Here is a 24,359-nt window from a genome sequence, read left to right as displayed (position 1 = left end):
GACGTACGGGCAGAAAAATGGGGCGTCTAGCGCCCCATGTAATCTGGATGGTTTGGGAACGGTCAGAAATCGAGCTGAGCCGCCGTGATACCGAGCGCAGTCGCGATCTTTTCACGTGAAGCCTTGCGCAAGCGATCGCTGCCTTCCTGTTGTGCGTAGGCCGATTGACTGATGCCCATACGTGCAGCGACCTCAACTTGCGTCAGGCCAAGATGCTCGCGCCAGGCGCGAGCCGGCGTCGCACCGTCAACCGTCAGGCTCACGACTTCGTGCGGAATCAGGCCGCGTTCAGCACTATGCTCGGCGACATACTCCGCGTACGGAATCACGACATAGGCGGGCTTGCCGTCCGGTCCGTTGATAACCTGAATGTTAGTACGTGCGTTCATTGCGTTTCCTCACTTCCTCAATCTCGACGACCTTGATAGCGCCGTCCCAGTTGAACAAGACCCGGTAATTGCCGACGCGGAGCCGGTAGCCGTATTCGTGATCGGTCAGCGCTTTCACGCTCTGGCAATCTGGCATCGCGGCCAGAGTGCTCACGCCGTCACGAATCGCAACCTGATGCTGCCGGTCGAGCTTGCGCAATTGTTTTGCCGCTTTCTGGGTCCAGTTGATTGCGTTCATGACGCAATTATAAGTTAAATATAAGTTTAAATCAACTTGACTTCTTTTTCAACAGTCCCTGCCGACGAGCTTCGCCGATACCCTTGGGTACATCCATCTGTCCCGCGCCCGGCCTGTTGCACTGCCATTTCCCTAGATGCGCGCTGTTTGCCGCACCTGGTTGTAAGGCTCAATGTTTTAGCTGAGACGCGCGGGCGCTACGCCCAATATTCCTGAACGGGCATCTTTTGATTGTCGATGTGCGGAAGCACTGGCGAGGATCGATAACAGTTGCACGCAGGTGTACGATGGAACCAACGCCAGCGCCACTTGCGCGACGTGTGTGTTTCGGGCCGCAGCAATGTCTGCGGCTTCTTTTTATACATTCGGAACCGCCCAAGAGTGTGCGCGAGTCATCCGCACGGTTACCGAAGGGAAAACGGCGGCTTTGGGTGTCGCCGACCATCGATATGGGCTTTTGCGTATTCAACGGCAAACATGCATGCCGCGCTTTCGGATGCGAAGTAACCAAGAATGCCAAACGCTACGCGTTTGCCGTTTCGGTGCGTGACTATCGCTGTTGCTGCGTAGCCTGGGATGGAAACCGGGGCTAGAGGCATGATCGTCGATGTCTTGTACTCCACAGATTCAGCGTGCATGGTATCTCGCTCCTTGTCATCGCTCGGCGAGCGGACTGTGGTGCTTCAATTTTTCTATCGTAGGACAAATCTGTGACGATCAAAAGGTGCAGGACCTAGCCGCCCGCCGTCATACTTCGCCGCCCCCTAAATGAGTCTCGTTGCACGCTTATATGTCGAGACCCAGTCAATCACGCCTTTTCGAATCACTGCCGCCCTCACTGCCCTCCTCGCTCTTTTCATCCGTCAGGTCATTCGCCGGCTCCGCCGACCCGTGACGTGGGGTTTTCTTCCCTCTCGACAGCCGCCTTCCGATCCGATCAGCGGTGTCCCGAAGAGAAGACCGCATGTACCAGGGCCACCAGGCAATGTGGTAGAACCACAGGCAAGCTCCGCGGTATCCCCTGAGCCACTCCGGGCGGATTCCGTCTGTGGGGAAACTCTCCAGTGGGCGATGTCCAACCGACATAACGCCAACCGTCATCCAGGCGAACGCGATCAGCAGGGTTGGAAATGACAAGAGGCAGGCCGCAACGAACAGAGCAAGCGGCAAACAGATCTCGAGTTTCGAACGCGTTCTCACGCCGTGTTCTCCCGTTCAGAATCGAGCCGACTTTCAGCTTACTCCCGATCGGGACGCTCGCCTTATATGGAGTACAACGCGCGCAGCTCGGTCCAACTAGGCGCAATGCGAGCCGCCGTTCAATCATCGATTCTTGAATGCAAAAACGAGAGCGAGGACCGTGACAAGCGCTGCAAGCCATTTCAAACTGGCGACAAGCTTGCTGAGCTTGTCCACCAGTGCACTAATTGAATTCACCTCGCTAACGTTTGTTTGCTGTTGCCCATCGGGTGATCTCTCGCTGTGGTCGAGCGGGCCGAAGCTGACTTTCCCGAAATCGAGTGCGAGATGAACAACGTATCCGCTCGCGATTTCCGGCGATTCCGCAGTGCTGTCTTCCTTGCCCGGCCGGAGGAACAGATACGCTTCTCCAGGGAGGTCAGCACACACCTGCCCCAACGTATAAACGTTCCTTAGACACAGGCCGACCTTGACCGCAGCGAGCCTGCCGGCCTCAACGCCCTCGATGAGCGCCTTCATGCTGCTTTCCGGCACATGGCAAGACGCCCACCACTGATCGGGTTCCTGCATCTCCCTGTCCGGGCGGTTATAGCCGAGCCTTGCAGTGCCCAGTGGGACGTCCGAGAAAGTCGTACCGAGCGCGTCTTGCCATTCGCGAAGGCCATGCCGGTCTGCCGAACGGATTTCCCTGGCCGCAAAGCAGATCTGGACCACGCGCGTGCTGTTCACCGGCTCCCCAATAATTGACAGGCGAACGTCATCGAAGGAAGCGGTCCCACGGACACAGGTAGTAAGGGCGGATTGCATTTCTCCCTCTGCGGGTTCCAGTTGCTGAACGACCTGGAGATCCTGCAAGGTAAGCCAGAGTGAGCTTGCTGGGTAATACGTCGTCGCGTTGCCATCAGGCCCGACGTGTTCGAGCGAGTGGCCACTGCCCTCTCTCAATCCAATTCCACGGCTCCCCTCGCGATAAGCCACATGTACTTTTTCATCGAGGCGCGGATGGGCGCTCGCCGCGAGTTGCTCCGGATCAGGTGGTGTCAGGTAAGTCCTTGCCGCGCTGTTCATGCTATCCAGAATATCGCTACGCTGGCGGATCTCCACGATGAGCTGCCGCTCGCGATCTGTCGGTGCCGCACGGGTGCCCGACAGGATCTCGCCAAAACGATCGGCGAGTCGAAGTGCGTTGGGTGCTGCGGTTTCGGCCCCTCCCTTCCGAATCTGCCTCGCGGTAGGATCGATAACAGGCGGCGGCTGCGGAGCAGCGACCGCCACGAGTGAAGGCAGTAACCGGGTTAAGAGGCTCGCATAGAGGGGAAGTATTGGCAGGAATACACCGGCGAGAACCAGATTGAACAGTGTGTGAAAGTCCGCAACCACACGTGCGTTGTCCGGTTCCATGGTAACCATGAAGCGGCCGATTGGTCCGAGCGCCGCAAGGGCCGCCACAACGCCGATTAATCGCGTGAGCAGGTTTCCAACCGGTAGCCGCTTCGATGTGGGATCGTATGGTCCCGTGCCCGCCAGCACCGGGTTGATAGCGGTGCCGAGGTTCGCACCCATCACCAGTGCAAAAGCCGTATTGGGAGGAACCACGTTCCGCGCACAAAGCGAGGTGATGAGCAGAACAGCCGCGACGTTCGAGTCCGCGGCCCACGTCAAGCCCGCAGCGAGCAGAACATCGACGACCGGTACGGTGGAAGCAGCGCCCAGCAGCATGCGCAGGCTGGGGGCATCCTCGTAATCGGTCATCAGCTCAAGCAGATGGTGCAGCGCGAGCAGCATCAAGCCCAGACCAATGAACATGCGTCCCAGGTCGTGTGCACGTGTGTTCGATACCTTGCGGAACATCAGCGCGCCGACAAGGATCAGGGCCGGCGAAACGGCTGCCGCGAGGTCGAAGGACAGTACCTGCACGATCAATGTCACGCCGACGTTTGCGCCAAGCATTACCGCAAGCGCTGGCACAAGTCCGACGCCCCCCTCAGCAGCGAGGCCCTCAATCATGAGTCCGGTCGTCGTGCTGCTTTGCAATACCGCGGTCGCACCCGTCCCGGCCATGAAAGCCCGGAAGCCACCGCGCAGCGACCTGCCGAGGAGTGACCGAAGTCCGGCGCCGAATGCCCGGTGCATGCCGGTTTGAACCATCTGGGTGCCCAACAGTAGCAGAGCAACGGAGCCAGCGAGATCGATCAGCGTGAACGTCGTTATCATGATTTGGACTCCTGGCGTCCAACCGTTGCTCATGCGACTTCGCCACTGCTCCGCCCTTGCGTGGCCGGGCGTCGCAGCGAATCGATGCCGGTTGCTTGAACCCTCTAAGCACGGCTGGCACTCAACTATCCCGGCGCGTGGTCAGCACGCTAGAGTTGCATAAGCAAAAAAGTGCCCGATCGCGTAGTGAGCCAGTCTAACGCGATATCTTCCCGATTGTTGGAGGGGAAAACAACAATTCTTCACGGATTCTCGCATTCGGCATCGGGGCGTCTGTCGGTATAGCACCTGTGAGATTGCCGCGCCGTATTTTGGACAGGACTTACAATGCCCGATAAAGGTCTGCCGGCGTTACATCACCGCCGGTTTCGACTGATTCTCAAGAAACCAAGCGTACAGGGAGAGAATGAAAGACAGAGCGACCGTAGTATGTGTGCGGGAAAACCGGATTCTGCTGGTTGCCAGAGAACGATCAAGATGGGCGTTGCCTGGCGGGAGAATCCATCGGGACGAGACGCCCCTGGAAGCTGCGCGACGTGAACTGGTGGAAGAAACAACGCTTGTGGCTGATGAGTTGACATACCTCTTTCAATTTACCGGTTTCAACACCTTGCACCATGTCTTTTTCGCTGACGTCGCGCACCATGCCAGCGTGCAGCCCAGCAACGAAATCTCGAAGTGCAGGTGGTTCGTCCCGGTCAAGATAGCGACGCTTTCCGCCAGCATCCCTACTCGTGGAATCGTAGAGCTTTTCTTCCGGTATATCTGCACGCTGGAATCTGACGACGTTCAGCGGATTTCGCAGCAGGCGGAACGGATGAGCCCATGAACCGCACTTACCACTATCACGGATTCAATGTCGAGGTGGCCGTCGAGGCTGACTCCAGCTGGCAGGCCGGACGCAGTGCGTTATCCAGCGTGGGATATGTCGCGGTCGTGAGGATCTGCAAGGCCGGTGCCGCTCTTGCCGTTTTCTCCCCGTTGCGTTTTGGCGAATCGCAAGGAAAGCCATTTTTAAGCGAAGCTGATGCGCTCATGGGCGGTTATAGCGCGGGACGACGGATCGTCGACGACCTGTTTGGTTCATGAGTCTTTGGCAAAAAAGCCTGGTGTTAGTCTGGCCAAAACGCCGTTTTACGGGAGCCATCCCGTCTCACACTTCATAAAATCGGCTGGTGTACGTCATTGCCCGCCCTTGCGAAAATGTGAGCGGTGTCGCTCGGTCGTCGGGTCGTCGCGCATCTCCATATCGAGCGAGGTCGAAAAACCGCCATCGGCGTTGATCGTGTGCGTCGCCTTCTTCACAAGCCACGGCGTTTCATCGATCTCAGGTTTGAAACCCGACACGGTCACGGGCATTTCGGGAAATATCTCAGGCCGCGCCAGTGCCAGTTCGTAGCCGAACGTCGCCTGGCTGCGTTGCGTGCGGTCGTATTCCGCTTGTGCTGCTGCGCGGGCCTGTGCTTCGTTGGGATAGTCTTCTGGTAGCACCTTTACGTTCCTGTTGTTCTCCCCGCCGACCACGACAGATTTGCGCTTGCCCTTTGAATTGGAGTGGTAATGCGCGCGCACGGCCGCGTAACTTTCCCGCTGCGACACGTGGTAACGGTGGCGGTCGCCGCTGGCCCGTGTAATGGCGAGAACGCCTAGCGCCTTGCCGCTAACCGTCTTGCCCGTGCCGATCGGCATGAACAGCAGGCGCAAATCCTTCACGTTCATCACCGCGTCGTAACGCTTCGCGAGGCGCGTCAGAAACGACATATCGCTTTCGTGGGTCTGGTCGATGTGATCGATCAGGATTTTTGCGAGTGCATCGCCGATCGCCGGCTTGAGGTCGTGCCGGCCGGCAATCGCACGCACGATCGCGCCGATCGTCTGCCCGTGCCAGCTCTTTTCCCTTCGCTCATGCATTTCGTTCGTCATCGAGGCCGAGCGAGCGCGCACGGTGATGATATCGGGCGTGCCGCTGTGTTCCGCTTCATTGACGGTGAATGTTCCCTTGTCGATGAGCTGGTCGCCGACCCATCCGATCGCCACCTTGATTTCAGCGCCACGCTTCGGAATAGCGAGATCGCCTCTTGAGTCGTCGAGTACGAGGTCGAGCATGTCGGCTTCGTCGCCGCGAGACTCCGAAACAGACAGGGATATCAGGCGCGGGGAAATCAGACGCGACAGGTCGCGGCCGTCGAGGGTGATGCGGTAGTCGGCTTGTGGCTCGACGCGATCGATCGGGTCGGCCGTGCGTGCCGTTGCGTTGCTCTGCGCAGCAAACATTATTCGCTCGCCTTCTCTTTCTTCCGTTTGATCATCGAGATCATGTCGTCGTCAACACGCTTGAGCGTCAGCGAAAATTCAATCTTTCGCGGGATACCTTCGGGCGTGTGATACGTCTGCGTTTCGTCCAGTCCGTCAATGATCCAGGCGCCGTACACGTTGCCAGCGCCGTCCACCAGCACATTAGCATCGCCGGTATCGCCCATGTCGGCCAGTTGCTTGATAGACGCGATCGAGCCGATCGACTCGGGCGCGACGGTGCCGGTAAGCGTAATCGTGTCTTCGCCGGGGCCGTTGAACTGGCTTGAATTGCGGGCGCCTACGCGCGAGCTGCTGCTGTGTTTCCAGTTGCGCCGGCGTTGCAGCTCCTTATAGGGCGCCGTGGCCAGGCTAAACACGAACTGGTCAAGGGACATCATCATGGTTCTTTTCTCCGTTCACGAATCCGACAGGCTTGAACCCTTGCGCGCCTGCTGTGCACGCTGCGCGCGCTCCAGCTCGGCGCGAACCATGCGGCCGACTTCGGCCGTGTCCATGCCCGCCGGCGGATAAATGTTGATGGTGATCGGGCCGATCGCCGCCGGCGCCGCATTGCCCGCCGCTCTGGCGGCCTCTGGTGACGCTCCGAGAGGCGGGCGGGTGTCAATGGGTACGGTCGCGCGTACGATCGGCACGGCGGCCGCCTGCGCGGTCGCTGCGCCGTTAGCCAGCGCGGGCATGCCGAACGAGGTCGCCGCGATCGTGGCGAGGCCGATCGCCGCTTTCGCTACCCTGCCCTGTTCGCCTTCCATGCCGATCGCCGCGCCCTGCCCGATGAAACCGCCCAGCTCACCGAATACGCGGCTAGGGCTATGGATGCCGAGCTTTTCCTTGAACCATCCGACGGTCGAGTCGGCGACGCCCGTAATCGCATCCTTCACGGCGCCTAGCCCACTGGTGATGCCATTGACGAGGCCGGAAAGGATGTTCGCGCCGAACTCCGAAAACTTCGCGGGCAGCTCAAACCCGAACCATGACAGCACGCCGGCGAATGCCTGATAGAAAACGCCGAGCGGCGACCAGTTGAGAATTAAGGCAGCGATGCCAGCGAGGCCGCCACTAAACGCGGTGTTCGCATCGGCCAGGAATGATTCGATGACGCGTGGTAATCCTGCGATGCCCTTCGCCAGCAGGTCCAGTGGCAGGAAAACGAGTCGCAGCGCCCCGCCGAGTACTTCGCCGAACGTGCGGCCGTAACCGGCGGCCGCGCTCAATTCAGCGCCTGTGCTGCGTACCGGTTCGAGCAGTTGGGAAAAACAGTTCCAGACGCCTGCAAACAGGTCGATAACCGGCGCAAAGATCGGTTTGAGCGCGCCAAACACAGCGCCGAGGGCGGCGCCGATCGGCGCGAGGCCAGAAAGCAGACCGTCGAACATGCCGCCGAAAAATGCCTTGATCGGCTCCCAATACTTGCGGATCACCAGCGCCGCGACGGCGACGGCCGCGACGATCGCGGCGATCGCCAGCCCGATCGGCGTCGCCAGCACGGCGCGGCCGGCGAACATGGCAGCCGAGCCAAAGCCACGCCATGCGGTCGCGCCGGCGCCTAGCGCGCGAGTCAGAAGGCCGCCTTCCATGCCCAGCGCTTTCATGCTGAATTTCACAATCGCGAGCGGGCCGAGTACGCCGGCAAGCGCGATTGTCATCGTGCCGACGACGACCAACAATGCGGCGAGCGCGGCCAGCGTAACGAGGATCACGCGAGCAGCCGTGCTGTGTTCTTTCATGAAACCGACGACCTTATCGGTCGCCGCGGCCGTTGCCTTGAGGGCGGCGTTATAGAGCGGCGAGATTTTTTCGCCGATCTCGAGCTTGAGGTCGCGCAGTTTGGCGAGCGCTGCGATTTCGCGGCCGTGCGTGAGTTGCTGGCCTTTCGCGTTCGCTTCGTCGATGCCATCGGCGCCGGCGTTCAACCGCTCGTTTTTGTGAATCTGATCCTTCTGCATGTACATCGTCGTGAACAGATTCGCCGCCGTCCGATTCGTAAAAATCGTGGCGATCATGTCCTTGACCTTGTCCGGTTCGGTGATGCCCTTTGCGGCCAGCTTCGGCAGCAGCACCTTTTCAAGCCATTCAAGTGGCGAGGCCTTGAGCATGTCGCCGCCGGCGAGCGCGCCCGGTCGAATCTGCTTGATCATGCCAATCTTGTTGTACTCGACCTTGTGCTTATCGAGCAGATCGAGCGCCATCATCTGCTTGGCCGCTTTCACGGTCGTCTTGCCCTGATAGACATTGCTGTATGCGGACATAAGCCCGGTGCCGACAGCGTGCCCGCCCATTTCCTGAATAAGCGGTTCCATCTGGTAATAGAACGCGTCCTTGCGCATCTGTTTGGCCGCGACGCCGCCGGTCTGGATGAAGTTGCGCCACTCATCGCCACCGACGCGGCCGCCCGTGGCCGTCAGCACCTTCTGCACCATGTTCGCTTCGTCCTTGAACGTGGCTTCGTCTTTGGTGCCCCCGCGCAGCTCGATCACCTTCAGCATGTTCATGAACTTTTCTTCGTTCGCGTGCGCGTCTTCCGCGCCGAACATCGCCTCATTGGCAAACTTCATTTTTGACAGCGTCGGCATGACCATCTGCGCATGATGTTCGTCCGCAAAGATCGTCAGCGCGTCGCGCATCATCGTCACGTTGTCGGTCGTGCTGGTGCCATAGACTTTCATCGCGCGTGCGTACTTCGCCGCGTCTTCTGACGCGTGATCGCCGAGGCCGAGCGCCCGGATACGCATCACTTCGATTTCATATTTCTTCGATTCGTCGAGCGATTCGCGCATGTCGCCAAGCATATGCATGCCGGTCGATCGCGCGGCATAGCCGCCGACCGCCATGCCGGCGGCCACACCCTGCATGGCCTGCATTTGCGAACGGGCGGCCGCCATCTTTCGCTCGCGCTGGCTGATTGCGTCGAGCTTGCCCATCTGCGCAGTCATCGTTGCCGTAGTGGCGGCGATGTTCGTGCGCAGCTCGCGTTCGTGCTGCGACAGATTGCGCGTGTCGATGCCGGCGCCGGCGAGCCGTTCGCGCATTTCCTGCAGGCCGGCTGTCTGTTTCTTCTGTTCGGCGTTGAGCTGCGACGCGGCCTGACGTGCCTTCGCCAGATCGGCCGTCATCTGCTGCGAGGGCGGCCCAAACGCGCGCAGCGAATCGGCCATTTCCTTGACGCGTTTGCGGGCCGCCGTGAGCTTGCTATCGGTCGCAGACAGACCCGCATGCATTTCGCGGAACGTGGCGACGTTCTTTTGCGTCTTGCCCAGCTCGGCCAGCTCGCGCCGTGTGTCCTTAAGCGAGCTGGCAAGCCCCCTGTTGCCGGCCAGCATGGTTTTCAGGGGCTTCGTGATGCCGTCGATCATGTCGAACATCACGCGCAGTTTCAGGGCGTTATCCATCGCTATTTGTTCCGCTACGTTGCCGCGCTCGCTCGCGCCATTCCATCAGCTCGGTAAGGCTGAAGGCGTCCATCGTGGCCGGTGTCCATCCGAACACCGTCGCGATATCGGCCATTGGGTCTTCTACGCGTTCAGGGATTCCAGTTTCGATTTCATGGCCTTCGGCATTAAAAAACCGGCGAAGATACCCCCCAGCTGAACGAGGTCGGCCGGGTCGATCTGCGCAACGTCCATTTCGGTAAGCGTCGGCGTGCTGATACGCGGCAGCACCTTCTGGAGCGCTGCAATATCCAGATCGACGAGGCTCGAAAGGGATGTGCCGCGCAGCTCGCCCGAATTCGGCCGGCGCAGCGTGATTTCGGTAATGGTCTGTTTGCCGCGCACGATCGGAAAATCAAGCGTGTGCGTGTTCGGGTCTTTTGCCGCCGGCGCGGCGGTGTCGTGGTCCTGCGAGGCGGTGTTTTGCGTGTTCATGGTCTATCCGTGCGAGTGATGAATTTGGGTGTGCAGCCTGCCCGGTCGAGGGGCAGGCGCGAGGGACTACAGGCCTAGGGGTTACAGACCAATGGCGTTGCGCAGTTGCTGCAGCAGATCCACGCCGTTGATTTTCTCCACCATGTTGATGAAGTCCATTTCGATCAGGTCTTCGCCGTTCATCGAGAGCTTGTAATAGCTCGCCACGGTCGTCACCTTGAAATCGGTGTCTTCCTTCGGCTTCGCGGTGCCGGGGTCGATTTCCTTGTGGCGGCCCTTCACGACGATTTCGATCGCGTCGTAAGTGTCCCTGTCTTCGGCCTGGTAGCCGCCGGCGAAGCGCAGCAGAACGCCATCGTGTTTCGTGATGCCGTACTGTTTGATGACTTCTGGCATGAAGCCGCCGCACGTCCATTCAAGCTGAATGGCTTCCTGCCCATAGTCGATCTGAATCGGGCCACTCATGCCGCCGCCCATGTATTCCTCCATCTTGCGCGACAGCTTCGGCAGCGTGATTTCCTTTGTCTGCCCGACAAAGTTCGCCCCGTTCTGGAACAGGTTGAACCCCTTGAGTTTGCGTGGCATGCCCATCGTTTAAGACTCCTTCTAATATTAGTAGATCAGGCCGTGACACGCGAGGCGAAATCGGCGAGATAGCGATCGGTGATACGCTGGCGAAGCATCAGGTTTTCGAGTGGCGGAACCGGGCAATAGTCGTAATCGATGTAGGACTTACCCGATTTCAGAACATCGGTCGTGTTCGGCTCCGGGTCGAACCATGACGAACCGTCGATCAGGTAGCCTTGCGATTTCCACTCGCGGAATTTGCCGTTGATGCCTTCGATAATGTCGCGGGCGAGCGACGGATTGAGCGGGCCATCGACGACCGGCATCTGTGCTTCGGCCATCGTGTCGGCCAGCACCTGCGCGGTACGTGTGTAGTTCTCGAATGCGAACAGCGGATCATCGGAACAGGTGCGCGAGCCCCAGAAGCGATACCCGTTGCGGTTGATAAGCGTCGTCACGTCCTGTTCGTTCAGATAGCCCGCATCCGTGGCCGGGTCCTGCAGATCCCACGAAACCGGAATGCTGATACCTGTCACGCCATTGACCGCCACGTTGGAAAGCGTCTTGTGCCAGCCGGTTGCTTCGTCGATCAGGGCGCGCAAACCAACGGCGTAAGCCGTGGCCGGCACTTCGACGGTTTTGTTTTCGTTGTCGTCCCACGCAAGAAAATTCGGCCAGATCACCATGACTTCCCGCGCGCTGAATTGCTTGCGGTAGGCGGTGGCTTCTTCCTTCGTCCTGGCGCCGGCGGCGTAGATGTACGCGAACCCCTTCAGCGCCCTGGCGGTGGCGGCCAGCTCGGTCCCTACGGCCTGCGTGTCGAGAAATGGTGCGCCGATAATGCGCGGCTTCACGCCGAGCGAGGCCTGTGAGGAACGCAGCGCCTTAAGGCCCGTATATTTGCCTTCGGGCGTGACCTTACCGATCACGTTCGAGGTCGTCTCGGCTTCGTCCTTGCCTTCTGCGACACGCACAACGATCGTGATCGGCTTGGTCTGTTTGCCGATCGCGTTCAGCGTCCTGTAAAGCGTGCCTTTCTTGCCAGCCTTGCCGAGCGCCGAAATAACGTTCGTCAACAGCACGGGCGTATCGAGCGGGAACGCGGTTGCGTCAGCGTCTTCGGCCGTGCAGACAATGCCGACGATCGCCGTCGAGATTGCGCGAATCGGCCGCGTGCCCTGGTTGATTTCTTCGACGCGTACGCCGTGGTGATAGTCCTGCGCCATGTTGTACAGCTCCTATGGTGAGAGAAAGCGGGAGTCTTCCCGGCTCGGTGTTCCGGCCGGGTGAATCAGCACTAAGCCGGGGTTTGCTCTTGCACCGGCGCATCGTCGGCCGGCGTGTCGGTTGCAGGCGCTTCGTGTTCCGGCGGTGGCGGTGGCACGTAGGCGGCCGGCGTATCCGGCCATTCGACCGAACCGGGGAATGTGTCGCTTTCAATCGCACGAACAAGCGCCATCTGATACGCCGACCAGGCCTTGAAGTAATACGTTTCTTCGTCATTGAGCAGGCCGGCCGCGAGCGCGTCGGCCTTACCGGCGTTCTGCGCGCGCGCCCTGGACATGCGCAGCTCGAATTCGGCCATCATCGCGGCGCGCTTTTCCTGTGCGAGCTGTTCGGCCGATACCGCCCATTCCCCGTCAATCCACGTATGCCGATCGGACGGCCGGGGCTTGTCGGTCAGGTTCAGCTCGGCCGGCGTCCTGCCGGCGGTGAGGATCTCGGTCGGCTCGCCGGTGTCCTGGCGATAGAACGGACGGCCGCGGTAGTCAGGTAGCAGAACCCATGCGCCCTCGCGATAGAACGGCCATGAAAGCGGCGTGCGCTCGGGCAGCGTGTCGGACGTGCTAAAGGCAGGGATAAGCCAGCGCCCATCGTTGCGCGGATCCGCATCGGCCAGGCAGCTATTCAGATAGGCGCCGGTCGTGTTGTCGAATTGGTGAATCAGCATGGTTCGTTCTCTCTAACTCAGTAAGCGCGGATCATTGCGAGCAGCGCGACATTCCGAACGCGCGTTTCTGCACCGCCATCCGCGTTGACGGTGATTGCGTGGCTGTGAGCGCCACCGCCGCCGATGCCAACGTTGTGGCCGTGGTTGCCGTCGGCGTTAATTCCGATGCCGGTCCCGGCGGCTTCTGTTCCAGGCCAGCGGACCTGACTGTTGCCGTTCGACACTGCACCGCCAGGGCCACTGTTGGCGCCTGCGATGTTGCCGGCGACATAGCCGTGCGCGTGCCCTGGGTCACTCACTCCGTGACCGTGCCAGCCCTGGGTGTCGGTCCAGGCGCTGTGGCCGTGGTCGCCAACACCCGCGGCCGAGGCGCCATGCGCGTGCGAGCGGTTCTGGCTGTCTTGCCATGACCCGATCGCGCGAGAGCCGTCAACGCCGCGCCCGTCATCCCAGCAGCGCAGATGCTCGCCGCGCAGCTCGGGAATGCGGAACGTGGTTGCGCCATCGCCACTTGAGAAACAGCCCCAACTGCCTCCGCTCCACTGCGCTTCCGTCATCATTGCGCCGCTTGCCTGCGCATACGCCCACAACGCGGGATAGTCGGCCCGTTTCAGCGTTGCGCCGTTAGCCTTGAGATAACCCGCTCGCGCGGACGTACGCGGCTCCATGACGATTTGCCCGATCGTGGCCGCGCCGATCGCCGCCGTAACCCATTCGGTCGTCGGGATCAGCGTCGACACGTCGCCGGCCGCCGGCGTCGGCCCCGTAAGCGGTCGATCAAATGCGGTGATGGTTGGGGTAAATCGAATAGTCGTCACACCGTTGCACGTCACGGCGAACGTCCCATCGTTGACGTGATAGAGGCCTGTATCGGGCGCACCATCGTTGATGAACGTAAGCGACGGATAGACAGCGCTCCCCTCACTCAGAATTAGCCGCTTCCCTGCTGCGAACGTCACATCGTTATTGAGCGTGCCGCCCTTGTTCGCATCGAGCGGTACAAGGTTGCCGGCATGCCATACCGCAGAGTCATTGACGTAAAGATTCTTCTGCGTGTAGTTGTAGCTCCACGATCCTTTGGTCGGCGAATACCAGCCGGCCGCCGCAGTGTTGCCGTAGAGGTAGCCATCATTCTGGCCAAGCGCCAGTTGGCCTTCGCCGGCGGCCCGGTTGACTGAGATATGCCCGGCTATCTGCAACCGGCTGTAACCGTCATCGGCCGATGTACCGACGAGCACGCGGCCGCCGTCGAGCATCAGTTTCATGAGGGTCGCCGCAATACCGCCGCCGGTGGGCCGCACTATCTCCATGGCCGAGCGACCAGCCGAGTACGCATCATTGATCGATCGGATAGAGAATGCGCCGGTCGATGTATGCAGAATTTCCCAGCGCTTTTCGTCGGCCGCGGCACCTTCACGCGTCAGCAGGATCGATGTTTGGCCTGTGCCGCTACCGTTCGAGGCGACGAGGCTACCAACGTCATTCGAGCCTTTTACCTGGCCTTTCACCTGTAGCGTATTAACGCCGTCATCGGTTGTTGTGCCAACAAGCATGCGGCCATTGGGCAGGACTCGGGCGCGGGCGACGTTGCCGGCAAAGAGGTCGAGAAATCCCGCCGTGCTTTCAGAGCCGACCGATACGTGACCGTTCGAACGGAAATAGGCGATCGTCGCGTCGGCCGTGACCCATCCGATTGTCACGCCATAGCCGAACGTATGGACGCCGCGCGTACTCGCGTTGCCGCCAATCTGCACGAGGTTCGTGCCGTCATCGGTCGCGGTGCCGAACAGCGCGCGGACGCCGGTTGCCACTTGAATACCCTTGTCGAATACGGTTCCGCCTGGCGTGAAGCGGGCAACAGATTTCCCGTTAGACGTGATGCCAAACGAACCATCGGCGATGTGATACAGGCCGGTGTCAGGCGTGCCGTCCTTGTCAAACGTCAGGCTTGGAACCGAAACGCTCCCTTCGGCCAGAATAATTTGGCCACTAAACGTGGCGCCAGTGAGCGCCGCATAGCGGGCGGCCGCCGTCTTTGGCGTAATGGCGCGGGAGTCATCGGCGCCGGCGTTGACTTCGGCTTGCGTCGCCAGCTCGACGACGCCTTGACGTTCGGTCGTCGCCGGCGGGTTCGTGAAACTCGCATTGCCGAAAACGAGCTGGGCCGCATCGATCGTCACGAACTGCATATCAGCCGAGAGAAGCAGCAGTGCCGCCGGTGCCTTCTCCATGATCGGGCCGTCTTCGGCCTTCTGGCAGTAGACGCCGAATAGCACGCCGTTTTCGAGGTACAGGCCAAGGCCATACAGCTTGTACTGGTCGGGCGTGTCGTCACGCAATGTCACGTGAACCGTATCGGCCGCGACGTTGTCGCCGCCAAACGTGGTGATCCGCTTCAGCTCGTTCGGCAGTTTCCTGAGCGTGCGATCGGTCGCATCGAAGAGAGCCGTACTCAGACCGATCTCGACGATCCTGTGTGCATTGGTGCCGGTATTACCGGGCGCGACGAGCGCCGCGCGGCCTGCATCGGTGATGTTTATGAGGGCTCCGGCCATGGTCATTTATCCGTAAGTGAAAGACGGCGATACAGGGCCGGCCGAACAGCCGCTGCTACGCGTTGTGAGCCTTGCAACGAAAAGCCTTGCGTGAAGGTGTAGTGAGCGCGTACCGGCTTGGTGCGATCGATCTCGGCGATGATGTCCGCGACATAGGCGGCCGTGACCGGCACACCATCACGGCCGCTTACCGTCATGACAATGTCGAATGTGCCGGGGACGCCTGGCGGGTTCATCTCGAACCATTCGCGTAGTGCGATATTTCCGCCGAACGTCGCGACGACTTCGCGCACTGCCGCCGCCGTACCCTTCTTTCGTGCGATCGGAATCGCCGCCTTGACGCGGGCGCGCTTGATTTGCTCGGGCCAGTAGTCTTTCCAGGCGTCGATGCCCATGTGCCACGCGAGCCAGGGCAGCAGCTCAAGCGGAATCCTGTCCGGGTTCATCAGGTCGCGCAGTGGCGTTGTAATGTCGCTGATGCGTCCATTGACGCTCGCAAGGTTGCGCTCATGCACGGTCGAGTTTGGCGGCAGCAGATCAGACATTGCTGTACACGCCTCCATCGCGCAGATCGATGCTTGTGCAGTAAGGCGCTTGCGCTTTCGACGCCGGAATGTCAGCAAGCGGACTACGCAGAATTACTTTCTGAACGCCGGCCGGACGCGCCGCGGCATAGATGCCGTCAAGCGTGATTTCCATGCCGAGTTTGTGCATTTCGGTCGTGTAAGTAGCCATGCGCTTACGAGCTTCCGCGAGTGCGACGGAGCGATCAGGCCCGGAAAAGAACACCAGATCCGCGCACACTGCATAGCGGTTGATGGTCGCGCCCTGCACTGTCACCTTGTCGGTCAGCGGGCGAACATCGTCGGCCTGCAGGTTCGCGGCTACTGCGTCAAGCAGGTCTTTCGGCGCAGTGCCGTCGCCGTCTCGCGACAGGACCGTCACTAGCACTTCGCACGGCGCGGGGCTAATCGCCGAGGCATCCAGCACGCGGCCATCGGTGTTGAGTGCATGCGAGATATAGGCGCCTTCGGGGCCGGCGACAGAAAACCCTTGCGGCGCGAGCTGCGTGCGCTTGCGTAGGTCCGTATTGCTTTCCATCACGGCCGCCACGCCGTTGGCAGGGTCGGCCGGCGTGAGCGTCAGCCGTTTGATATCGAAGAACGCGGCGAGCTGTTCGAGGTCGCTATCCATCGCATAGGCGAGCATCACCGCGCGCGCCGCATCGTTGACACGCTGGCGCAGCACGATTTCCCGATAGGCGTTCTCCTGCAGATGGATCGCCATCGGCTCTGATTCGAGCTCGAGCGCGGCCGCAACATCCGCTTGCTCGGCGGCCGGATACAGGGAAACGAGCCGCGCCTTGCGTACGGCCAGCAGCGTTTCATAGTCGATCGTCTCGACAACGTCAGGGGACGGCAGTTGTGACAGGTCGATTGGCGTTACGCTCATGCAGCCCCCCCATTGCCAACCTGAATGCGGGTCGATACCACGTCGCCCGTATCGATCGTCGTGCCTTCGATATCGACAACCTGTACGCCAGCGCCGGTCCCGGTTGTTTCGGTCGAGAGCTGCACACGGTTAAGCCTTAGACGTGGCTCCCAGCGCATGAGGGCGGTGGCGATCGCGGCATACAGGCGCACGCGCGTTTCACCATTGTTCGGCGCGTCGATCAGGTCGGGAATTTCAGAGCCGAACGGCCGGCGCTTCAGGCGCGAGCCGATCGAGGTCGTCAGGATCTTGGCGATCGATTGGTAAAGGTGAGCCAGTCCGGAAATGGCACGGCCGGTCTTTGCGTCCATGCCTCTCATCGCGGGGCACTCACTTCTTTACCGTCGCCCTGTTCCATGTGCGTGTGCTTCGGCAGGCTGATTCCCTGTGATTTCACTTCGCCCGTGAAGTCGGCCGCGCCGTTGATCTTCATGGTCGAGCCGCCGCCAGCGCCGGCGGACCCCGTCATACCGGACTGGAACTCGAAAGCACCCTTAACGAGCATCGACCCGGTCACGGTCGTGGTTTTTGCGTCGATGGTCATTGCGTCGGCCTTCACGGTGGCCTCTTTGGTGCGCACCGTGACAGAACCGGGCGCGACGATCAGCACGGTCGCACCGTCAGGCAGCGTGGCCGAGAGTGAGTGATTGGCGTGGTTGTATTCAACGATCGCGCCATCGGGATAGGCGCGCGTGTGCGTGTCAGGGCTATTGCTTGGCGCCGGCGCATCGTCGGAATTAAGGCCGCAGAGAACGACACCTTGCGCCGGATCGCCCATCGGGCAGAACAGCACGACCTTTTCGTCTTTGGTTGGTGGATTCCATTCACGTGTCGCGCCAGCGCGTGCCGAAATGAACGGCAGCCAGTTCGTTTGCAGGCCTTCGCCGTCCGGGTCGGTCGGGTCGCCAACAGACACGCGGCAGGTCGGCGGGTTGCTGTCGTGATTGACCTCCATGATCGCGCCCTTGCGGATCATGTTGATAATCAGTCGTCGGATTTCGTTAGCGTCCATGCCGACCATGTTGCCGGCCGCACACGCGCGATGCGAGTCATCGGAATCGTAAGGGGTTTGGGTACAAAAAAAGCCCCTCAACAAGGGCTATTTCGTGATGTGATTAAGCAGCACGTCGCGTATCAGTTCGCGATCCTGGGCAGTGAAGCCGAGCAGCGACCGGGCGGGGTATTGGTATTCGGCGCCCTTCGGTGAGACACGATCGCGTAACCCGAACTGGTGGACGCGCGCCACGCGCGAGACGCGGCCGGCGAAGCCAACAGCGAGGCCCATCGCATCGGATTCGACCTTGAGATAGCGAGCCGTGCGCAGCTTCGCGAACATCGCGGCGCGTTTGATGCGCCCTTTTTTCTCGCGCAGCTTGCCGCCCTTCCCTGTTCGCGGCTTGCGTGCAGCGAACGGACTTTCGTCGGGGTTGCGCTGCGCGCCAATGCGCGTTTGCTGGCTGCGCCGCAGCTCGCGCGCTATGTCACGCGTAACAGCGCGCCGGCCGGCCGGCGCGAGCTGCGCGAGCAGCCCGCCTGCCCACTTGTCGAGCGCGTGTAGATCGTTGTCCATCATCCAAGCCAGTGATCGGCCGCGTCGTCGACGTGCCTGATTGTGCGCTTGCCGCTCGCGTCGGTCGATACGACGACACTTTCAGTGAGCTGCAGTTTGATCGACAGATCGACCGTTTGATTGTTGAGGATATCGGCTTCGAAAGTAATGCCGGATTCGCGTTGATCGGCGTTCGTAACAAGGTCAGGCTGATTGGCGCGCGCCCATTCGACGATAGCGATAAAGACGTGATCGGCTTCGCCGGCGAAGTCCAGCACCATCGCATGCGCGGTGTACCGGTATTCAAATGACGGCGTTCGCGTGCCGGTCGCGGCAACGTGGCCGGCGTCGATGAAAACGGTAAGGCGCTCGGGATCGGTCGCCAGCGATGGAATTGCGGCGACGAGCGCCGCGCGTAGGCTTGCAGGTTTAATCATGGTCGGCCGTCCGCGCCCTAAGTTTCGACTGGCAGTCGAACACCATATCGACCTTGGACGCGCATGCTGCCCACGCGGCCTTAACCATCTGTAGCGCGTCGTCGAGGGCGCCGTTAGTTGTCGGTGCCATCGCCGGCAGCGTGCACCGCGTCACCGCCTGGCACTCTTGCAAGGTAATCGGCGGCGCCGGTGAGAGCGGGGCTTGCGTGCATGCGGACAATGTCAGCAGGCAAAGCACCAGCAGCCCACGCGCGGAGTTCTGCGCTTTCATTGTTGTATCTCCTCATTTCGTCACGGATGCCGGCGAGCTTCGCGTCGATGCCGTTGCGATCGGCATCGAGCTTGCGCTGTTGCCTTGCCTTGTCGGCCGCATCGTCCTGCAGGTGCCTGATTGTTTCGTCACGGCCCGCCAGATCGTCTTTGGCACGTTTGGCGGCGTCCTGTGCGCCGCCCAGCTCGGCGCGCAGCCCGCGCACGTACTGGACGCCGGCGACGATCAGCAGCACCGCGACGACGCCGGCGACGACGCGGGCAACAAGACGTGCGGCGAACGCGTTCATGCGGCCGCCTTGGTCGGCCCGGCGTACTTGAGATAAGCCTGTGCGAGCTTCGCGTCGTACAGGTTGCGGGCGTAATCCGCGCCGTTGTAGCCTTTGGCGAACGCCGCCCACTTCCTGCCCTTCAGCGCCGAAAGCAAGCCCGCATCGGCCGCCACATAGCGCACGAACGCGTCGAGCTGGTCGGCTTCGCCGTTTTCCATCCGTGCGACGAAATCGTCGATGCTCGAATAGCCGAGCCGTTGCCAGTGATAGCCCATCACCTGGAATGCGCCCCAGCTCGCCGACTCGTACGCGGCGCCGGCGTCGATCAGCTCGGCTGATGCCAGGCGCGTGTACTCGGCCGCTTTGCCGAGGTAGCCGCCGGCCGTCTGCGAAAGGATGTTCGGATACTTCGCCGCGATCGGCGCCGGATCGATGCCGCGCGCCTGTAGCTGTTTCCAGAATTTGTGGCGTTCGAACAGGATCGCCGGCCGATCATCGAGCAGAAAACCAGATCCACTTGATTCCACCTCATTGACGGCGCGCACGCATGCGAGCGGTACGCCGAGTTTGTCGGCCGCCGCGACGAGATCGGCCAGCGCGAGGTGTTTAGGGTCACGCCGGCCAGTCGCGAGCGCGGCCAGCGTCTTCGGGCCGGCGACGCCGTCATCGATCAGGCCGGTTTTCTTCTGCAGCGCGATCACCGCGGCTTCGGTCGCGCCGTCGTACAGGTGCGTCACTTCTACGGCAAAGCCGGCGCGGATAAGGCGGCGTTGCAACAGGCCCACGTCGTCGCCGTGGTCGCCAAAACGGTGCGTCATCATGATTCATTGCTCCAGAGCAGGCGCGCGACGTTGCCGCGCACGCCAAACACAAACAGGGCCAGCAGTACCGCCGAGCCAGCTTCGAAAATGCCGACAGATTTCGCGTGGAGCGCCAGCTCGATCGCCGAGCCGCCCATGACGACGACAAGCGCCCAGGCGATCCATGAAACATGGCGACGGTGCCGCGCGCCCTGCCTGCGAAACGTCAGCACGCGCACGATTGCGGCGACGTAGGCCGCGAGCGCGATCAAGGCAACGGGAGTCAGCACGGCCTACCCTCCTTTCCTGAACATCGCAAACAGGTCGAGCGTTTTGACCCGATCGATCAGTTGCAGCGTCACGGTGATAACCAGTGCGGCCGCGAAGAACGCCGCCACGCCGGTTGACTTGATCGGTGTCGAGTTGACGATCTCAGGCGCGGCCAGATAGCCCATCACCAGCGAAATCAGCATGTAGGCGACGCGCTTTAACGCGCCGATATCTTTCGACGTGACGACGACGAGCGCGGCGCCCGTGAAGGCGCCAATCAGCGCGTTGCCGTCGATACCCGGCGTGAGGCTCGCGAGGCCGATCGCGGCCGACAGTGCGAGGGTGGTGGTGCTCGGTTCGGCCATGTCGGCTCCTGGGTCCGTGTGTGTCAATCAGTCAAACAGTTGCAAGAGCGGCGTCGATGTATCGACACTCGCCAGCTCGGGAAGAAAAACAGGCGTGCCGATCGGCAGAAATACGCCGTAATCGGCGAGGCCAGCGTTCGCCTCGAGTACCGCCTCAACCGTGCTATCGGTGCGGCCGTAGTGGCGCCAGCAAAGGGAATCGACGGTGTCGCCCTGTTGTGCGGTGACGATCATCAGATCAGCTCAATCGTGGCGCGCGGCAGGCCGCGCATGTCGCTTAGTGCCCAGCGCACGTTACGGCGCGCATCGCATATGGTCGTTTCGAGGTCTTCGGCCTTCTGGCCACCGGATTTCGTCGAATCGAAATCGCGGTACCGCTCGGTGAGGTCCGCGTGTGCGCAGTTGAAAACGGCGCGGCGATAGCGCGCGAGCTGCACACTTTCGCCGCCGATGTTTGGCGCCGGTACGGCGGCCAGATCGACAAAGCCGGCCGCGAGCTGGCCGGCCTGCCATGTGCCCAGCTCAGCATTGATGCTGGCAATCGCATCGATCGTGGCGTCGCGCAAGCGCTCATGTGTCGCGGTGCCGTCGAGCCGCATCGACGCGCGCAAGGCGTTCATGTCGATGTCGGGAAACCAGCCGTCGTTTGTGACGATCGCGGCATTGGCCGGCGAGCCAGGTGTCTGGGGCGTGGTCGGTTCAGCGGTCGCGAGAAAGCTACTCATGGGACATGGCTCAGAAAATGATGGCGGTGGGCCGGCGTCGGAAACGCGTTTCCGTCAGGTGTTGCGTTTCGTCAGCCGGCGCCGCCATGCCGGGGGGGCTCCTTACTTGCGGCCGGCTTTGGCGCCGGCCGCATCGCTCAGCTCGGTTTCGAGCCGGGCAATGTCCTGTTTCACGCCGGCGCGTTCGTCGAGCTGCAACGCGCGGCGTAGGTGATCGAGTGCCGCAGTTCTGTCGGCATCCTGTAGCGCTTTGCCAAGCGCCTTATGCAGCTTGGCCCGCACCTGGTCGTGCATGTCGGCCGACTCTGTCAGCGTCATCACTTCGGCGAGCTGGCCCGCGTCGAACGTGTCGCCGAGCTTGAACGCGGCGAGCGCAGCCTGCGCGAATTCTTCGGCGATCGCAGTCGCGAGCGGCCGGTCGTACTGGTCGGGCAGTGTCATGCGGTGCGCCAGTGCGTACCGGGCGATATCGAGCGCGCCGGCGAAGTCGCCCGCATCGACACGCCAGATCATCACGGTAGTAAGAACATCGTCCTGCGCGCCCCGCCCGCCGCTCAGTGCGCCCGCGACGTAATCGACGTACTCGGGCAGCAGCTCCGCGCGCTTCACGTCGATCTTGCGTTCGATCGACTGGATCGCCTTCAGGCGCCGGCGATCGGTCGCCAGCTTCGCAAGCATCAACTCGTACGCGCTCGCGCCCGCGAGCGACCCGCCAGGCGCGGCCGAGGCAGCCGCCAGTTCGGCCGAGACGCGTTCGTAATGGCGTTGGGCGGGGCTTTTCATCACGCAGCCTTTGGCAGAAGTTCGATGTTTTCAGCCATCGCACCGCAGCCGAAATCTTCGACGACATACGCATCGTTGCTCGATTCGTAGTTCTCGATACGGTCGCGCTTCGAGTTATCGACGATGTTGCGCCGGCGCCCACCGTCCTGCGTGTAGATCGACAGGTTGTCGAAACGCGTAATCAGCAAGGCATGAGGCGGGAAGAACGGCACACTAACCGCCGGCAGGCCGCCAATGCGCTTCTGGCTCACGATCACGTCCGCCGCGAGGGTTTCGGTCGGTGCCTGCGTCGTGTTGACGATCGGGAAATACTTGTCGTGCATCAGACCACGGCCGCAGAAAACAAACAGGCCGGTATCGTCCTGGTGCCACGGATCGACCATGTTCGCGAGAATGTCGAAAACCAGTGCGTCGAGATTCTCGTAATCACCGCCCTTGCCTACCTGCACTTTTCCGGCCGCCTTCGTGCCTTCGTGCAGAACTCGCGCTGCGGCTTCATCGCGATACTTCTGCAACCAGCCCTTATTGACGTCCTGCAACAGCGGGTTTTTCGTGCGGTCGGACGTTGCCGCGCGCGAAGTGCCGTTGAAGCCGATCGCGATCCGGTCGAGCGCCTGACGCTTCACGATCGCATCACGCAATTTCGCCTGAAAGTCAGCGAACTTCGCCCACGCGTCGAGCTTCGCATACGTGATGTGCGAATCGAAGTTCGTTTGCGTGCAGATGTACCCCTTCGCATCGAGGTCGCTAACGTCAGTCGTTTCGCGATCCTGTTTCGTGGTGTCGGTCGTGCCGGCAATCGGCGAGCCGATACCGAGGCCGAGCTTCTCGCCTTGCTGTTCGGTCACGCCGATCATATTGACGCGTTTCAGAAAGTCGCTCGACTCCTGAATGCGGGTCTCGAGCTTTTGCTGCACGCTTGGCGAGACAGCAAATTTCTTGGTGGCGTTCGAAACGCCGTTCAGCTTGGCGACAGTTTCGACGTAGGCATCGAACTTTTCGCGGGTTTCATTGCGCATCTAAAAATTCTCCTAGATCGGTGAGAGGGACGAATGCGGGTTAGCAGTCGGTCACAACAGCAGCGGGCGCGCCGGTTGCCGGCGGCCGTGCCTGCGTGCCGCTGGTCGCCGAAAGCTGCGTATGCAGTTCGTCGAATGCCTTGCGGTCGGCTTCGCGCAGCCCGGTCAGCTCCGCGACGGTTTGCGTGAGGGCGGCGACGGCGTCGGCCTGTTGCTTGCCGTGCGCTGCGAGCGTCTCGACGGCTTGCCCTACGTCAGCGAATCGCGTTTCGTCGCTCGCGTCTTTCTTCTTCGACATGCCGAGCAGTTCGGCGACGCGGGAGAACAGCGCGCCAATGCCCGGCGTCGTGGTGAATTCATCCAGCTCGATCGTCACCGGCTCGGCCGCCGTGAAGAGGTTCGCCGGCGACAGCTTGCGACTTGCGAACGGCGATGCCGCCGGGTTCTGAGCTGCGAAAGACAGAATCTGCGTGCCGAGGCTTGCGGGGCTATCGGTCACGGCGAGGCCGACGAGATACGCCTGATTCGTATCGGCGAATGACGGATCGATTTCGCACGACGTGTAGATCTTTTGCTTGGCTTTCGTTAGTGCGACGAGGTCGGTCGTCGGGGCGATCTGGGCATACAGGCCGAGCTTTCCGGCGAGCGGACCGGTTTCATCGCGGGTTTCCAGTGCGATCACGTCGCCGTATGCCTTGAACGGGCTATCCGGGATGATGCCGCGATAGTGTTCGAGGTTCAGCCGTGCGCCATACACGTCGGGGTTGTAGTTCTTCGCCATCTGCACCAGCGATGCGCGATCGATGCTCCGGCCGTCACTTGTCGCACCTTCGACGGCGATACGAAAAAACTTGGTTGCCGCATGCTTGACCGACCCGCCGGCGCCAGCCGTAGCAATAGAGCCAATAGCGAGCGCGCCGGCGCCGAGGTGGCCGCCGAAGAAATCGGAATGGTTGAGAACGCTACTCACGGCGAGCGTCGCCGCATGCGCGTCCATCGTGAAAGCGAACGCGATCGCCGCAACGGCGAACGACATTAGCGACAGCTTGCGGAATTGCATTTGTTAGGTCTCCAGCGGGTTTAGAGGT

30 protein-coding genes are annotated in these 24,359 nt (G+C 61.3%); 2 read left to right on the top strand and 28 right to left on the bottom strand.

Annotation, left to right across the window (positions count from 1 at the left end; translation table 11 throughout):
* Nucleotides 1-62: 62 nt before the first annotated feature.
* From KHO23_RS15645 to KHO23_RS15635, 3 genes are all read right to left on the bottom strand, one after another.
* A complete protein-coding gene (locus KHO23_RS15645) occupies nt 63-389 on the bottom strand; it encodes a helix-turn-helix domain-containing protein (protein WP_211612116.1) in 327 nt (108 codons plus the stop codon).
* Entirely contained in the window at nt 373-627 is a 255-nt protein-coding gene (locus KHO23_RS15640; protein WP_200655540.1) for a type II toxin-antitoxin system RelE family toxin, read from the bottom strand. The genes KHO23_RS15645 and KHO23_RS15640 overlap by 17 nt, the downstream gene beginning before the upstream one ends.
* Nucleotides 628-1,950: 1,323 nt before the next feature.
* Nucleotides 1,951-4,041: a Na/Pi cotransporter family protein gene (locus KHO23_RS15635; RefSeq protein WP_211612115.1), complete on the bottom strand. Its 2,091-nt coding sequence runs from the start codon at nt 4,039-4,041 to the stop codon at nt 1,951-1,953.
* A 406-nt stretch (nt 4,042-4,447) separates the two neighbouring features.
* Between KHO23_RS15635 and KHO23_RS15630 the strand changes: the two genes are divergently transcribed.
* Nucleotides 4,448-4,870, top strand: coding sequence for an NUDIX hydrolase (locus KHO23_RS15630; protein ID WP_211612114.1), 423 nt, complete (start codon nt 4,448-4,450; stop codon nt 4,868-4,870).
* Nucleotides 4,867-5,130, top strand: a complete 264-nt coding sequence (locus KHO23_RS15625; protein ID WP_211612113.1) for a hypothetical protein — start codon at nt 4,867-4,869, stop codon at nt 5,128-5,130. Before KHO23_RS15630 ends, KHO23_RS15625 begins: the two co-directional genes overlap by 4 nt.
* A 93-nt stretch (nt 5,131-5,223) precedes the next feature.
* Here the strand turns inward: KHO23_RS15625 and KHO23_RS15620 are convergent, their stop codons facing one another.
* The 25 genes from KHO23_RS15620 to KHO23_RS15505 all read right to left on the bottom strand — a co-directional run bounded on the left by KHO23_RS15620 (nt 5,224) and on the right by KHO23_RS15505 (nt 24,331).
* A complete protein-coding gene (locus KHO23_RS15620; protein ID WP_211612112.1) occupies nt 5,224-6,315 on the bottom strand; it encodes a phage late control D family protein in 1,092 nt (363 codons plus the stop codon).
* Nucleotides 6,315-6,737 carry a phage tail protein gene (locus KHO23_RS15615; protein ID WP_211612111.1) on the bottom strand — a complete coding sequence of 141 codons (423 nt, stop codon included), beginning with the start codon at nt 6,735-6,737 and terminating at the stop codon, nt 6,315-6,317. Before KHO23_RS15615 ends, KHO23_RS15620 begins: the two co-directional genes overlap by 1 nt.
* A 15-nt stretch (nt 6,738-6,752) precedes the next feature.
* Nucleotides 6,753-9,743 carry a phage tail tape measure protein gene (locus KHO23_RS15610; protein ID WP_211612110.1) on the bottom strand — a complete coding sequence of 997 codons (2,991 nt, stop codon included), beginning with the start codon at nt 9,741-9,743 and terminating at the stop codon, nt 6,753-6,755.
* Complete coding sequence (locus KHO23_RS15605) at nt 9,736-9,858, bottom strand: GpE family phage tail protein (RefSeq protein WP_200652703.1); 123 nt, start codon at nt 9,856-9,858, stop codon at nt 9,736-9,738. The genes KHO23_RS15610 and KHO23_RS15605 overlap by 8 nt, the downstream gene beginning before the upstream one ends.
* Nucleotides 9,859-9,866: 8 nt before the next feature.
* Nucleotides 9,867-10,217 (bottom strand): phage tail assembly protein, encoded by a 351-nt coding sequence (locus KHO23_RS15600; RefSeq protein WP_211612109.1) that lies wholly within the window; start codon nt 10,215-10,217, stop codon nt 9,867-9,869.
* 81 nt (nt 10,218-10,298) lie between these two features.
* Complete coding sequence (locus KHO23_RS15595) at nt 10,299-10,808, bottom strand: phage major tail tube protein (RefSeq protein WP_200652701.1); 510 nt, start codon at nt 10,806-10,808, stop codon at nt 10,299-10,301.
* Nucleotides 10,809-10,837: 29 nt separating this feature from the next.
* Nucleotides 10,838-12,010 carry a phage tail sheath protein gene (locus KHO23_RS15590; protein ID WP_211612108.1) on the bottom strand — a complete coding sequence of 391 codons (1,173 nt, stop codon included), beginning with the start codon at nt 12,008-12,010 and terminating at the stop codon, nt 10,838-10,840.
* A 71-nt stretch (nt 12,011-12,081) separates the two neighbouring features.
* Nucleotides 12,082-12,735, bottom strand: a complete 654-nt coding sequence (locus KHO23_RS15585; protein WP_211612107.1) for a tail fiber assembly protein — start codon at nt 12,733-12,735, stop codon at nt 12,082-12,084.
* A gap of 17 nt (nt 12,736-12,752) precedes the next feature.
* Nucleotides 12,753-15,290, bottom strand: coding sequence for a phage tail protein (locus KHO23_RS15580; RefSeq protein WP_211612106.1), 2,538 nt, complete (start codon nt 15,288-15,290; stop codon nt 12,753-12,755).
* A 2-nt stretch (nt 15,291-15,292) separates the two neighbouring features.
* On the bottom strand, nt 15,293-15,835 hold the full coding sequence (locus KHO23_RS15575; RefSeq protein ID WP_211612105.1) for a phage tail protein I: 543 nt from the start codon (nt 15,833-15,835) through the stop codon (nt 15,293-15,295).
* Nucleotides 15,828-16,742, bottom strand: a complete 915-nt coding sequence (locus KHO23_RS15570) for a baseplate J/gp47 family protein (protein ID WP_211612104.1) — start codon at nt 16,740-16,742, stop codon at nt 15,828-15,830. Before KHO23_RS15570 ends, KHO23_RS15575 begins: the two co-directional genes overlap by 8 nt.
* Nucleotides 16,739-17,101, bottom strand: coding sequence for a GPW/gp25 family protein (locus tag KHO23_RS15565; protein ID WP_211612103.1), 363 nt, complete (start codon nt 17,099-17,101; stop codon nt 16,739-16,741). Before KHO23_RS15565 ends, KHO23_RS15570 begins: the two co-directional genes overlap by 4 nt.
* Entirely contained in the window at nt 17,098-17,793 is a 696-nt protein-coding gene (locus KHO23_RS15560) for a phage baseplate assembly protein V (RefSeq protein ID WP_211612102.1), read from the bottom strand. Before KHO23_RS15560 ends, KHO23_RS15565 begins: the two co-directional genes overlap by 4 nt.
* Before the next feature lie 87 nt (nt 17,794-17,880).
* Nucleotides 17,881-18,351 carry a phage virion morphogenesis protein gene (locus KHO23_RS15555; RefSeq protein WP_211612214.1) on the bottom strand — a complete coding sequence of 157 codons (471 nt, stop codon included), beginning with the start codon at nt 18,349-18,351 and terminating at the stop codon, nt 17,881-17,883.
* On the bottom strand, nt 18,351-18,767 hold the full coding sequence (locus KHO23_RS15550) for a phage tail protein (protein WP_211612101.1): 417 nt from the start codon (nt 18,765-18,767) through the stop codon (nt 18,351-18,353). The genes KHO23_RS15555 and KHO23_RS15550 overlap by 1 nt, the downstream gene beginning before the upstream one ends.
* Complete coding sequence (gene lysC / locus KHO23_RS35070) at nt 18,760-18,987, bottom strand: Rz1-like lysis system protein LysC (protein WP_236066866.1); 228 nt, start codon at nt 18,985-18,987, stop codon at nt 18,760-18,762. The genes KHO23_RS15550 and lysC overlap by 8 nt, the downstream gene beginning before the upstream one ends.
* Nucleotides 18,881-19,327, bottom strand: coding sequence for an Rz-like lysis system protein LysB (gene lysB / locus KHO23_RS15545; RefSeq protein WP_211612100.1), 447 nt, complete (start codon nt 19,325-19,327; stop codon nt 18,881-18,883). Before lysB ends, lysC begins: the two co-directional genes overlap by 107 nt.
* Nucleotides 19,324-20,130, bottom strand: coding sequence for an N-acetylmuramidase domain-containing protein (locus KHO23_RS15540; RefSeq protein ID WP_211612099.1), 807 nt, complete (start codon nt 20,128-20,130; stop codon nt 19,324-19,326). The genes lysB and KHO23_RS15540 overlap by 4 nt, the downstream gene beginning before the upstream one ends.
* The gene (locus KHO23_RS15535; protein WP_211612098.1) at nt 20,127-20,399 is read right to left on the bottom strand and encodes a phage holin family protein; all 273 of its coding nucleotides are present in this window, start codon (nt 20,397-20,399) and stop codon (nt 20,127-20,129) included. The genes KHO23_RS15540 and KHO23_RS15535 overlap by 4 nt, the downstream gene beginning before the upstream one ends.
* A 3-nt stretch (nt 20,400-20,402) precedes the next feature.
* Nucleotides 20,403-20,744 carry a putative holin gene (locus KHO23_RS15530; RefSeq protein ID WP_211612097.1) on the bottom strand — a complete coding sequence of 114 codons (342 nt, stop codon included), beginning with the start codon at nt 20,742-20,744 and terminating at the stop codon, nt 20,403-20,405.
* 27 nt (nt 20,745-20,771) lie between these two features.
* Nucleotides 20,772-20,978, bottom strand: coding sequence for a tail protein X (locus KHO23_RS15525; RefSeq protein WP_211612096.1), 207 nt, complete (start codon nt 20,976-20,978; stop codon nt 20,772-20,774).
* A complete protein-coding gene (locus KHO23_RS15520) occupies nt 20,978-21,469 on the bottom strand; it encodes a head completion/stabilization protein (RefSeq protein WP_211612095.1) in 492 nt (163 codons plus the stop codon). Before KHO23_RS15520 ends, KHO23_RS15525 begins: the two co-directional genes overlap by 1 nt.
* 102 nt (nt 21,470-21,571) lie before the next feature.
* Nucleotides 21,572-22,252, bottom strand: a complete 681-nt coding sequence (gene gpM, locus KHO23_RS15515; RefSeq protein ID WP_211612094.1) for a phage terminase small subunit — start codon at nt 22,250-22,252, stop codon at nt 21,572-21,574.
* Complete coding sequence (locus tag KHO23_RS15510) at nt 22,252-23,271, bottom strand: phage major capsid protein, P2 family (RefSeq protein WP_211612093.1); 1,020 nt, start codon at nt 23,269-23,271, stop codon at nt 22,252-22,254. The genes gpM and KHO23_RS15510 overlap by 1 nt, the downstream gene beginning before the upstream one ends.
* A gap of 40 nt (nt 23,272-23,311) precedes the next feature.
* Nucleotides 23,312-24,331, bottom strand: a complete 1,020-nt coding sequence (locus tag KHO23_RS15505) for a GPO family capsid scaffolding protein (protein WP_211612092.1) — start codon at nt 24,329-24,331, stop codon at nt 23,312-23,314.
* Between the last annotated feature and the right edge of the window lie 28 nt (nt 24,332-24,359).

Origin of the sequence: Paraburkholderia haematera, from assembly GCF_905220975.1 — a bacterium.
Classification (GTDB): domain Bacteria; phylum Pseudomonadota; class Gammaproteobacteria; order Burkholderiales; family Burkholderiaceae; genus Paraburkholderia; species Paraburkholderia haematera.
Note: the sequence above shows the minus strand (reverse complement) of the source record. Positions and strands in the feature narration are given on the sequence as shown.